Annotated in this window: 8 protein-coding genes; all 8 read left to right on the forward strand. The window is 33.4% G+C overall.

What is annotated here, in order from left to right; translation table 11 throughout:
* The first annotated feature begins 27 nt into the window (after positions 1-27).
* The 8 genes from MCUP_RS04670 to MCUP_RS04710 all read left to right on the forward strand — a co-directional run bounded on the left by MCUP_RS04670 (position 28) and on the right by MCUP_RS04710 (position 12,734).
* On the forward strand, positions 28-1,446 hold the full coding sequence (locus MCUP_RS04670) for an oligosaccharide flippase family protein (protein WP_013737535.1): 1,419 nt from the start codon (positions 28-30) through the stop codon (positions 1,444-1,446).
* Between the two features lie 530 nt (positions 1,447-1,976).
* Positions 1,977-2,894, forward strand: a complete 918-nt coding sequence (locus MCUP_RS09745; protein ID WP_013737536.1) for an FkbM family methyltransferase — start codon at positions 1,977-1,979, stop codon at positions 2,892-2,894.
* A 50-nt stretch (positions 2,895-2,944) separates the two neighbouring features.
* Positions 2,945-3,898: a glycosyltransferase gene (locus tag MCUP_RS04680; RefSeq protein ID WP_013737537.1), complete on the forward strand. Its 954-nt coding sequence runs from the start codon at positions 2,945-2,947 to the stop codon at positions 3,896-3,898.
* A gap of 1,609 nt (positions 3,899-5,507) precedes the next feature.
* Positions 5,508-6,200: a hypothetical protein gene (locus tag MCUP_RS04690; RefSeq protein WP_013737538.1), complete on the forward strand. Its 693-nt coding sequence runs from the start codon at positions 5,508-5,510 to the stop codon at positions 6,198-6,200.
* Between the two features lie 402 nt (positions 6,201-6,602).
* A complete protein-coding gene (locus MCUP_RS04695) occupies positions 6,603-7,241 on the forward strand; it encodes a hypothetical protein (protein ID WP_013737539.1) in 639 nt (212 codons plus the stop codon).
* 542 nt (positions 7,242-7,783) lie between these two features.
* The gene (locus MCUP_RS04700; RefSeq protein WP_013737540.1) at positions 7,784-9,004 is read left to right on the forward strand and encodes a hypothetical protein; all 1,221 of its coding nucleotides are present in this window, start codon (positions 7,784-7,786) and stop codon (positions 9,002-9,004) included.
* Positions 9,005-9,034: 30 nt separating this feature from the next.
* A complete protein-coding gene (locus MCUP_RS04705; RefSeq protein ID WP_013737541.1) occupies positions 9,035-11,041 on the forward strand; it encodes a tetratricopeptide repeat protein in 2,007 nt (668 codons plus the stop codon).
* Positions 11,042-11,759: 718 nt separating this feature from the next.
* Positions 11,760-12,734 carry a glycosyltransferase gene (locus tag MCUP_RS04710; RefSeq protein WP_048057484.1) on the forward strand — a complete coding sequence of 325 codons (975 nt, stop codon included), beginning with the start codon at positions 11,760-11,762 and terminating at the stop codon, positions 12,732-12,734.
* The last annotated feature ends 202 nt before the right edge of the window (positions 12,735-12,936 follow it).

Consider the following 12,936-nt stretch of genomic DNA (forward strand, 5'->3'; position numbering starts at 1 on the left):
AAAACGTGAAGGAGGTCTGAGAAAATCATGAATCCAATAATTAATTATCTTAAGAGTCTTAGCGTAACTGCTGTAAATATTTTCGTGGCTTTTGTTTTCTTCATATTTACTGCAAAGATAACTGAACCGGCATTCTTTGGTGAAATTGCAATTATTCAACTTCTCGAAGCGATGACCTCATTTTATGCAATCCTTAATAAAAACGTTATAATAAGAGAAGTATCTTACATGTACGCACATAATAACATAGAAAGAAGATTTCTTAGCACGGTCTTAATAACTCCGTTCTTGGTTTCACCGTTTTTCCTAATCCTTTTGATCTTCCCAAATTACGTAAAGCTAGCGATACCCTACTTAATACTTTACTTGTTTTTCACGTTTGCGTCCTCAGTATTAATGGGTTTAAATAAATTTACTGAAAATTCAATAATTAACATAATTTTCCTCATAATAAGATGGGGAGTTTCACTTATTGCAATTATTTACCACGATATCTATTTGTTTATCCTAATTTGGACATTAGGTGGGCTTTTAGCTAGCTTATCGTCCTTTCTAATTGTTTACAATCACGTTAAAGGACTGCCCTTAGTTTTTGATCATATCATTTTCAAAAAAGTCTTTAAGGAAGGCTTCCCGTTTTACTTATCGAACATCTCTAACTTTCTGAGTTCTCAGGGGGATAGGGTAACTACCGCCTATCTATTAGGCTCTGCTTATCTAGGAATTTACCAATTTTCAGCTCTTCTATCCGGAGTACCTAGTACAGTAATTAGTAGTGCAAATCATGTTCTATTAACGTCTTCCTCATACTATAGGGCAAAAGGGAAGGACGAAGTGAAAATGAGCAAAATGGCGTTTAAGACCACTGCGATAATGTCGCTTATAGTTTCAATCTTATCTCTACCGATTGCCTATTATCTGGTTTCAACCCTATTTCCAGACTATAAGAGCGGTTTGCCAGTGATTACAATATTATTACTAGCAATTACTCTTTCTACACCAATGAATATTCTAAGCCAGTTAATTATTGCCTTTAAGAGAAATTTAAGACCGTTCATCTTCTTGTCAATAATTACTGGACTAACAGTAGTTATCACGTCCTTTATTCTAATTCCTAGATTAGGGATTTTAGGAGGGGCCATTTCTCAATTGTTATCCTCAATGATTAGTTCTTCGTTCATCCTATGGTATTCTTTATACACTCAAGTATTTACGTTAGGGAAAAAGGAATTGGTCGTGTTATCGATAATTCCATTGGTTTTCATTTACGAGGTTTTTCTTGATCCCCTCCCTTATCCCCTATTGTTCGACTCGGTCCTGTTGTTATTTTTAATTCTCACTTTTAAGAAAATAAAATTATTTGAGAATGACGAAAAAGAAATAATGTTTTCTTTTTTAAATAATAAATTAAGCTTTATAAAGGTTTTAATAAAACTGATGTTATAAAAGATATGCGCTAAAAATTTCTTAATAAACTCTCTATCACGAATAGACTATCAGCTGAGTAGTAATAATGGAGGTTATTATTAATCTATATTAGTATTTTTACCCATATAAAACTGATGATTTTTCTTTATTAATGAGACAAGATGTGTTAGATAAATGTTTAAAGATATTAACAAGACTAGCTATAATTTTATAATTATTATTAATATACTTAATTTAAAATTACTGAATAAAAATAATCTAAAATTTAATTTCTCTTATTTGTGAAAATCTTAGATTTAAGTAAAGTTAACCAGGGATAAAGCATTAAGAACATTTTCTTTTAAACTACTAAATATCTTCTACTATCAATGTTGAACATAGATAAAACTTTACTTAGAACGATTTATAACTATCTCAAATGAAGTTTTAAGGCAAAACTTAATCTCTATCATATGATTATCCTTCTCTAAAATCTTTTAGTCAATTTCTGATAATGTTATTAGTTAAGTGAAGCTTTTATATTAAAGAGTAAAAGAAAGAAGTTAAGCATGAGTATATTAGAAAAGTTCAGAAAGTTTATCGTGATAAGCAAATTAGCTAGGCGCTATACTATCAATAGTAATGAAATAGTGTTTTATATGGTTAAGAATGAAATTCTAAAGATGTTAGGTAAACAAGAAAGACCTATTAAAGTTATAGTAAAGAAGGAAAAACAATACATTAGCTTTCCATATTCTGTTTTCATATATTATTTTCTTAAAGTATTAGATGCTGGTTGGACAATAGCAGATAGTTCAGAAAAAATTACAGCATGTTACCAATCGAAAAGCCCTTGCATCAAAATTAGACGTGAAATTGTAGCAGATGCTGGGCTTATTTTAGAGGTCTTTATTGATAAGGTTTATGGTGAAAGCTTTCATGGTACTGTAATTGACGTTGGAGCATATAATGGGGATTCTTCAATTTATTTTGCATTGAACGGTGCTGAAAGAGTTATAGCACTTGAGCCCTTTCCAGAAAACTTTGAATTAGCTAAAGAGAACGTGAAGATAAACAACCTAGAAGATAAGATAGTACTCTTACCCTACGCATTTGCTAGAGAAGAGGGGGGGATGGAACTTTACGCTTCAAAAAAGAATCCCAACCTGAACTCATTTAAACCTATTAGTGAGATAACTGAGGGTATTGAATTTAACGTTTTAAGGGTTAAGACCATTTCCCTTCAGAAGATTGTTAATGATTTTAAAATTTCATCAATTTCTCTCCTAAAATTGGATTGCGAGGGCTGTGAGTACGATACCTTACCTTACTTATCAGATGAATTGTATGATAAGATTGAAAGTATTGTTTTAGAATATCATAATGGACCTAAAACCTTGCCGGAAATATTGAAAAGTAAGGGATTCTCAGTAAAGTATGATAGAAATGCTAAGGTGGGAAATATGTATGCTATAAAGAATAATTAATTTTACCTATCACAATTAGTTTTTTAGTGTTGTTCTAGTCATTATCAATTGTGATTAGTGTTATTGTTGGTGAGTATGTTAAGAGGGGTTATTTAAAATACGCTTTGAATAGTGTTTTCAATCAGACTCTAGATAAGAGTCTATATGAGGTTATTGTAGTAAAAAAGGAAGAGGATAGAGAAGTTGATGATTATGCTAGAAAAAATGGGGTTAAGATAATTTATGATGATTCTAAAAAGCAAGGAGAGTTTCTGTATAAAGGCATAGAAAAGTCTAAGGGTGATATTATAACCTTTTTAGATGATGATGACATGTATGATGAGAATAGACTAAGGATAGTTTATAATGCTTTCAAAGAGAGGAGAATAGGAGGGTTTAAGAATCAGCAGATCCTAATAGATAAATTAGGTAATAAAATTAAAGAAGAAGAATTAAAGAAGAATGTATTATTAAATTCTAAGACATATAATTATCGTAAGAATTATCCAGATATTTTTAATAATAGTTCTTCTATTGCTTTAAGGAGAGATATTATAGGTGATGATTTGAAATCAGTAGAATTATCAGTTGATACATATTATGCTATCGCTTCAATCTGTAATCAAAATTACGAGGGATATTATTTAAGTAAGGAGAAATTAACAATATACAGATTTCATACTCTGAATTCGTTAACCTTATCACAACGAACATTACGTTACGCTAGATATATTCATGATTTTGATTTATTTCTTAATAAGTTTAAAGATTGTAGTAAAGAAGTGAGGAAACGTATAGAAACTGTTAGATTAAATTTTAAGCTACTTTATTATGGATATTATTTACTTTCTAATGGGAAGAGCCCAGATATAGATTTTACATTAGACGAAAAACTTGAATTATTAACTATGTCTAGTGGAGGATCATTTAAGAGTAGATTAGCTAGAAAAATTGCTGGGTTTGTACTGTTTCTACCCAGGCCAATAAGAGATAGGATAATTGTTTATGGTGCAAGATTTTTTTAAAATTCTAATGATAAAATGTTGCCTATACTAAATCAAGTAATGTGTTGATGGCAGTCTACTACTATCCTTACATAGTCTTATATTTATTATTGGCTTCAGTTCTTTGTAATATCGCAAACTACTGACATACTTAAAATTAGTAGTTGTTATTCTAATCTCTTATGATAGCCATTGCATTGCCCTTCTTATAGATGTTTAACGTAACGTCTGTATGTTTTTTCAATAATAATAATAAAAAATTATCAATGATTTTAAAGAAGTGATATTAATTAATAAGGTTCATGAAGTTTGATCTAGAGGTAAGTAGGATTAAACGGTGAGTTTTTGCACTAAGGGAAATTTTGTTTGAGTAAGGGCTTAATCTCCTTTAGAATTGGAAAACGTGATATATATTGGGTGAGTTTGGTGAGAAATTGTTTGTTTGGTTTTGATGACCTTGTTTTTAGATGAGGTTGAAGTTTAAGGAGTGTTTAATTGAATGATTACTATTTCACATAACGTGCTGAGGTTTTTGTAGGGTTTGGAGGTTATGAGGAAGTTTATTTTAGTGGAGTAGAAGTGAGATTTTTTATAAATAAAAAAGTAAATAAAAAATTTTTATTCTAATAATGGTGTTGCTAGATTGCTAACGTACGTGCAAGCTATTAGTGTGCATTTGTTATTTTCATCGCACTAACATACATCCTGACTGGGATCTCAGTGCCCTTGTATTGTGTATTATTTTCTCTTGCTAGACATATTACCGACACACCATAAGGTCTTGAGTCTTTAACCCCAGTTTCACCTATTACGACATCAGGCTTCCTTTCAATAAATGTATCAATAAATCTATTAATTCCATATTGGAATGGATTATCACCAAGATGCTATAATTATCTTCTCAATTATCATATATAAATCTTTATTAAAGAAATAGGATTAATATGGTTTTTATTTTATCTTTTTGACTGAACGTTTTTTAATAAGGACCTCTACCCCGGTAGGTACTAGTTGGTTCTAGCTTATTAGGAATAAGCGAAAGTTTAGGTGTTGAAATTTAGATTTACAGAGGATGGTGAATTGCAGATATTTATGGAGGATTTATAACGCTAGTTCAAGTGCTATATCCTAATGGTACGATAGTTTATCAATAGAATATGACGCAACTTGCCCATATGCCTAAAGAGTGATATACATAACGAGCTTAGTTTACATCCAGTTACGACCACGCCTTTTGCATTAGAAGTGCCATTAGGGCAAAAACGCTACAGCAATTTTGCAAATTCCGCATCACGTAAAGCCTGGATGTTACATAGTAAGGGTTTATGATGTAGATGGAAGTTATCAAGCTTATGGTTAGAAATTCCAAGTTCAAGTTCATGTGAGCTAAGCGTTTCTTGTGAAAAAGAAACTATATCTTTTTCCTTTTGTATGTTTTTCCCGTATAATAATGTCAATCTTGTATTTAAAGTTGATAGAGATGAAAAATTGATCTGATGATTTAATCATAATAGAAGTTAGCTTTCTGACTACACGTTTTCTAACTTTATCCCTTTTACGACGGTTATTGAGATTACGCTGAAAATATTCTTACAAAAAGCTTAAAAAATTTTTATGTATAATTATATTCATGAGTGCATTATTTAAGATTAGGAGTGCGTTAAATCTGAAACCAGGTAGCCAAGTTGCTGTTTACGAAGGACCTGGAAACTACGGAATATATGAAGTTCTACAATTAATGCCATTTAGCATAGTCGCACCTATAATTCTACAATCTAACGAGGATTCGCTTACTATAAATTCAAGATCGCAATACATACCTAACGCTGGAGTCAAAGATTCTGCAACTGATAAACTCACTCCGGTTAGTGTACCAAACCCACTATCTTCAATAGCCACACTATCGCACTTTACCGTAATGCTTATAATGGGGATTGCTTGGGATTCTCCATCAGTAGTTTTATCCGCTTATGACCCTGGTGGTACTCCCTATTGGTATTTCCTAACTCATATATACTCTATCCTAGAAGATTACACTCGAACTGACATAATATATGTAGGAGACAAAATGCACGAGGTAGGAGACAAAATATATGCACCAGACATTTTATTTGCAGCGTTCCCACCTAATCTTATTCCAACCTTCTCGTTTAGCAGAAACTATAGTGCACGTAATGTAATCATCTCATTTGATCTCTACCTATATGGTTATATTGTAAAGTATAAGAAGGATAGCATAAAGACTACGTCAAATGCTGGAGATATATCTAATTTACCTTTAATCTACTTATATTCACCAGCTATCGAAGTGTATAGTAGATAATCTATTTATATTCACCAGGTAAAAAAGTGTATAGTGTAGACATTGACGCTACCGACAGAGTGCACCACATGGCATGATCAGGTAAGGCAAACTCCTTAAAGCTATTCATAAAACTTTCATCAAAAGACTGTCTTTTGGAAATACTCATAAGGCAGTAAAGATTATGACGATAAATTAACGTGATGTGATACGTTCTACCATTAAAGAAAAGCTTGACTGTTCTAGAGGCATGACTCGCTGAAATTTCACCTAGTCGTTTAAGAACTTGTAGCTTATTCAACTAGACTGTTGTTAACTTCAAGTCTTTGAAGCTAACCTGATGCGTACTACGTTTCTCATTAAGACTATTGTTAAAATGCACTTGAAAATATATAAATTCATAGTAAGAAAGTTGAGGATGAGATGGAAACTCTACACACTGAACTGGAAAATTACATTGAAACGTATTTTATGATCTCTTCAGACTTGCCTGATTTATTTAAGTACACTAAATACAGGATTGTTAAAGAGAAACGAGCATTTAAACCGAAAGATGCTGTAAATGTGCCCGTAAACGTGTTTTATGCTAAAATTAAAGGAAGAGGAAAAAAGAGGATAGAGACGATATTTACAGTGGAGGAACTAAAGGATGCTTTAAATAAGTTATTAGTTCATAATATCACGGACTTTGTGGCAGACGATTACTTACTTGTTTATGATACTGAGAAAGTTGTGGAAATAGGGAGTCAAGCAAGTGATAAGAAACTTGTGGAAATAGAAAATCACCTATCAATACTTTACGCTTCTCATGACCCATACGTTGTAGAGAAGATAGAATACTTAACTAGAGGTGCATTACGCTTATTTGCTCTGTATGATCCTACAAGATATAGTAGTATTCAAGATTTTTTGAAGGAGTACAAAGACGAGTTTACAAAAAGACTAGTAACGAGGGTAAACGATTGGTGCTTTATTGAAGCCTTTAAACGCGTTTTTGCCATAGGTATAAGGGCGGATATAACGCAAGAGAGACCTATGTGCTTATTCTTCGACGTTATGTAAGAAAAATTCTCAGATCTCTTCTTTAAAAAGTTGATTTAATGAGAGATTTACTTAGCTTCTTTCCTTAAGAAGTTTATTAATTTGTAAAATTAACGTATGGATCAAACATCTCTGTGCTACCTTTATTTGGCTTAATAGTAGGCTTAATAATCTCAAGCGTTTACATAAAGAGTATCACGAACTTGTTAGTTAAGATGATTCTCTTTATCTACTTTAACTCTCCAGTTTACCTATCTCTCTTTTCAACCCCCCGGTTTAATCTTCTTTCTTGTCAAATAAATTTTTGAATGAATTTTGCTTTGCGTCGTAAGGGCAGTCTCGTCATTTTAAAAAATGATTTTTATTATTTAATTGATTAAGTTCTAATGCAAATATTTTATCTTTGTCAGATTCTCTTCTAGATGATCTATTTGCGAGTTATTGTTTTGTGTCCCTTTGTTATGAAGTGGTCTCTTCCTTCTGATCCCATAGTCGTAACTCTTTCTGTTTAAACGCGCTTTACCACATTAAAATATATAATATGCAGAGATATATTTTTAATAATGAATGAAGATATTAAGGAAAGGATAAAGGAATTAGTTAACGAGTATAAAAATAATGCGTTACAAAGAGCTAATGACTACTCTGAGGATGATGTGAAGGCGATATTTATAGAGCGTTTTTTGAAGGCTCTGGGTTGGAGTGTTGACGATGTACGTGAGGTGAGGAGAGGGGTTAGTACGAAATCCAATAATAAGGTAGATTATATGTTGAGCGTTGACGGAAAGGCCAAGTTTATTATTAAGGTTAGTAAATTTAATGATAAGCTAGATAATCAGGTTAGTCAAGCTATCAACTGCGCTAAAGAGCTGGGTGTAGATTGGGTTATTTTAACAAATTTTGCTGAGACTAGACTGTATTATGCACAGTCCTCTAGCGATCCTTTATTAACTTTGAAGTATAGTGAATATATTGATAAACTTGACGATATATTGTTATTATCTAAAGAGGTTATCATTGAATATGAAACTAGGTTGAAGAGGTTGTTGGATAAGTTTAGGAAATTACCTGAAGATTTGAATCAAGTTTATAAGGAATATGCCAACTCTTCTTTAGATCTTCCAATTTATAAGATATATGATTTCGTTTTGACTTATTTTGAGATTTTAAAGAAGTTCAATTTGAAGCCGTCGCAGTACGCTGAATTATTTAACGCAATTTCTTACTCTAAGAGGGATTATGAGCAAGCGGCTTTACCCTCTACGTCTAACCCTATTGAAGTTGATAGCAAGGACGTTGCGATCAATAAGCTATTATCACTTCATAAGCAGAACACTTATGATTACTTAGCGTTTGCAGTTATAGATTATTACGTGTACATATTTACCCCTTCAAAGTACAGTATAGGAGCTATAATAGTTCGTGACGATAACTACGCTAAGGAGGTTCTGAATAAGGCTTTGACTGAGTTAAATGTCAATCCTAAGACCGAATTGGGTGGACTCGTAGGTTTCATGGGGTATAATGCAACTATCAAAGGTAATGACATTGATGTAAAACCTAAAATTCCTGTAGTTAAATTGGATTTTTCTACGAAAGACCTCAGTAAATATAAGATTATCTTAGACGTTAAGGTTAAAGATCAATGTCTTTTCACTTTCAGAGAAAACGATAAAGAAGTAAAATATATAGCAATTACGCGGTGTGAAAACGGTTGGGAGGTTAAAAGGGAGTTTAGGTATGTTGACGGAAAGCTTGTGCTAGCTAACGCTTCCAAAGCTTAGTATAACGGAGGCGTAACTTCATTGGATTTAATGAATCAGTTAGTTAGTAAGTATGATAGAGAAAGCGTTTTGATAAAACAGAAACTCTATACCTATACGGAGGATGACGTTAAATTCATCTATATAGAGCCACTTTTAGAAGCTTTGGGCTGGGATGTGAAGAACGTTAATGAGGTGAAGAGAGGGGTAAACACTAGAGCGGGTAAAATTGATTACGTTTTGTACGTTAATGGTGAACCTAGAGTTGTAATACTAGTTAAGAATTTTAATGATAATCTAGATAATTACTTAGATCAAGTTACCACTTACGTACGGGAGCTCAATGCGGAATGGGCAGTTCTGACAAACTTCGCTGAAACTAGAATACGTTATGGGAACTCTTACGCTTCGGTTATAAAACACAACGAGTACGTTAGTAAGCTTGATGAATTGCGTAGGATATCTAAAGAGGGAATCCTTTATCAGGACGTCATAGCGAAGGAATTGTTTGACTATTTGAACCAGGTTTACATGGAATACGCGAACTCTCCTCTTGATATCACACCCTATAAGGTACGTGATTTTATTCGATCTTATTTTGATGTCTTCAGAAGGTTTGGTCTTAAGCCACTTGAGTACGAGAAGCTAAAGAGCGCCATCTCCTCTTCAGATAGTAACGCTTCGGTGAAGGGCGTTATTTTTCCAGAGCGTCAGAGGAATAATGACAACGTATCTAACATCGAAACGGTTTGGAATAGCGCAGAAGATTACTACAAGAAAAGTAAGGAACTCTTTGATAATGGGAAACACGATGAGGCTCTCAAAGAGATAGATAAGGCAATGAGGCTAGACCCTTATAAGCCAGAGTATCACTTCCTTAAGGGATTAATACTTTATGACGTTCATGAGAATGAAGATGCGATAGAGGCTTTTTATAAAGCGATAAGACAAAATCCAAATAATCCAGAGTATTATTATTTTAAAGGTAAAGCGCTTTATGAAGTTAAAAAGTATGAAGACGCTCTTGAAGCGTTTGATAACGCTATAAGATTAAACGATAAGAGACCAGAGTACTACTTCTTTAAGGGCGAAGCGCTTTATGAACTCAAAAGATACAACGATGCGTATAAAGTGCTTATAAAGGCGGTTGAAAAGCTTGAAGAGGAGATAAAGCGAAAGCCAGATAATCCATTCTATTATTGGGCTAAGGGCGAAGCGCTTTATGAACTCAAAAGGTACAACGATGCGATAGAGGTCCTTAATAGAGCTATAAGTCTAAATCCCGACAATTCGGAGTATCGTTTCCTAAGGGGTAAAGCGCTTTATGAGATTTTTAGAATTGATGAGGCTCTTGAAGAGCTTTGGACCGCAATACAGCTAGACCATTTTAACATAAAATATCTCTATTTTATGGTTAATGCGCTTTATAGTAAGGGTAGGCGTAAGAGAACGGTTGAAAATAATGAGAAGATTATTAAGAGTTATGATGAGAAAATAAGAGAAAATCCAAATAATCCAGAGTATTATTACGCTAAGGGTAAGGTTCTCTCAAATCTTAATAGGTTTGAAGAGGCGTTAGAAGAACTAAACAACGCAATAAAACTGAATCCCAATAACCCAGAATATAGATTCGGGAAAGGTTACTTATTGTATGAACTTTATAGATACGAAGAGGCGTTAGAAGAACTAAACAACGCAATAAAACTGAATCCAAAGAATTCCAAATATCACTACTACAAAGGATTAACATACTATTACCTTGATAGGCCAGATGATTCAATTAAGGAATTCAATAATGCAATAAATCTGAACCCAGATGACGCATCGTATCACTTCTCTAAAAGTAAAGCACTTTACAAGCTTGGCAGACTTAGTCAAGCCCTTGCCGATATTAATGCTGCTATAAACTTGAACGGGAACAGTGTAAAGTATCATTTGTTAAAGGCTGAAATACTTAATAAGCTTGGAAGAGGTAAGGAGGCTGAAGAAGAGTACATTGAGGCTTATAAGTTAAGACATAGGAGTCGACATTCCAAGTACTCTAGTGAGTTAGACTAGAGAAAACTTCTCCATTGAAGGCGAGAGGAAATTTTTGCAATCATTTATATTAAAATTTTTAATTATAATGATTTACTTATAAGATGATATTTATAAAACTTATCACCATTTTCGCTTCTATAGAACGTTTCTATAGAATAAGTGTATTATATGTAAACTTAACAAAATAAATGAACGAGTTACAGACGATGTCAATGTTCTCATGAAAGAGAAAAGTTTTAAAATTTAACTGTATTCTAAATAATTTACAGTTTATAATGAATGAAGAAGAGAAAAGGAGTACTTTAGACAAATTGGTAATTTTTAGTTAAGTGTAGAGTTAACAAAGATTAATACCTTTTGATATGATATTTGATGATGACCGGGAAAACAGTAAATGAAATAATTAACAATCCAGGGCTGTTGGGGAACCTAGCGTTTAAGGTCTGTGATAAGCTAAAGAGTGATGTCATTACACAAAGGCTTGACTTGATGAGATTTTAGAGACCGAACGGCAACGTTATGGTGAGCACGCAAAAGCTATAAAAGAGTTACGAGAAAGAAATAGAAAGAACACTCAAGCGATAGAGGAACTTCAATAGCGCACGTTGAAAAGCAAAGGGTTCTGTGTGAAGCATAAATACGTTTGACCGAAAACGTGGAATGATGTACGCTACAAAGGATAATCATTTCACCTAATCACAGTTAATCTTTAATGTTTTTCTAATCATTCTCTATCGTGATTAGCGTCATCGTTACTGAGTACAACAAGAGGGGTTATTTAAAGCACGCTTTGAATAGCGTCTTCAATCAGACTCTAGACAAGGGTCTTTATGAGGTTATCTTGACTAAGAAGGAAGAAGATAGAGAGGTTGACGATTACGCTAGAAAAAATGGGGCTAAGATAATTTATGACGATTCTAAAAGACAAGGGGAGTTCACGTATAATGCCATACAAGAGGCTAAGGGTGACATAATAACCGTCCTGGATGATGACGACATGTATGATGAGAACAGACTTCAGGTCATTAACAAGGCCTTCAAAGAGAGGAGGATAGGAGGATTTAGGAATCAAGTCATACTAATAGATCAGTCCGGTAATAAGGTAGGAGAGAGAGGAATCAAGGAGGACGTTTTACTGAACCCCAAAACTTATAATCATCGTAAGCACATCGGGTTGCTCGGCAATAGTTCCTCTATGGCGTTAAGGAGGGAGTTAATAGAACCTGACCTAAAGTCTATAGAGCTAGCGGTCGACAGTTACCTAGCCTTCGTCTCAATTTGTAATAAACTTTATGAAGGTCTCTATAACGTGAAGGGTAAGCTCACGTTATACAGAGTTCATCCTAAAAACACTAGCAATTTTCGATTTGATTCTAAATCAATTACTTTGACCTCAAGATACTTCCACGATTATAATCTAGTTTATAATAAATTTAGAGGACATAGTAAAGAAATAGATAAAACCTTAATGCTATATTTATCAAGCAGTAAAGTCTCTATCTATTTGCTCAGTTTGTCTTCAAATAGAAGGCCTGAAGTGAACCTCACAACGCAAGAGAAGATGATCTTTTCCAATCCTTGCATAAATCCATATTCTCTGAAGCGTAAGATAAGGCGTACAACTGTAGGTCTTATTTTGTTTTTACCTAACCCGCTGAGAGATAAAATAGTTCTTTTCGGTTTAAAGAAAACGTGGAGAAGAGCTTTATAAATCAAAGGATAGATTTGAAGGTCACTTATTTTTGAAGGTTAAGTCTCTTTAACGTAACTGCTTTGTTAAGATCAAAGGTAATGAGATCTTAAAATGTCTTGGTAGGTCTATTCATCAAGGCGAGCCGAAGCGTTCTATAGAACAGTGAAAATAGAGTCCAAGCTTAATCGAAAAGACGTAGTGATGTGTAATCAAAGGTCCA

Source organism: Metallosphaera cuprina Ar-4, assembly GCF_000204925.1.
GTDB lineage: Archaea > Thermoproteota > Thermoprotei_A > Sulfolobales > Sulfolobaceae > Metallosphaera > Metallosphaera cuprina.

Coding starts and splice junctions, on each gene's coding strand:
- MCUP_RS04670 (WP_013737535.1), top strand. CDS start 28: ATGAATCCAATAATTAATTATCTTAAGAGTCTTAGCGTAACTGCTGTA.
- MCUP_RS09745 (WP_013737536.1), top strand. CDS start 1,977: ATGAGTATATTAGAAAAGTTCAGAAAGTTTATCGTGATAAGCAAATTA.
- MCUP_RS04690 (WP_013737538.1), top strand. CDS start 5,508: ATGAGTGCATTATTTAAGATTAGGAGTGCGTTAAATCTGAAACCAGGT.
- MCUP_RS04695 (WP_013737539.1), top strand. CDS start 6,603: ATGGAAACTCTACACACTGAACTGGAAAATTACATTGAAACGTATTTT.
- MCUP_RS04700 (WP_013737540.1), top strand. CDS start 7,784: ATGAATGAAGATATTAAGGAAAGGATAAAGGAATTAGTTAACGAGTAT.
- MCUP_RS04705 (WP_013737541.1), top strand. CDS start 9,035: ATGAATCAGTTAGTTAGTAAGTATGATAGAGAAAGCGTTTTGATAAAA.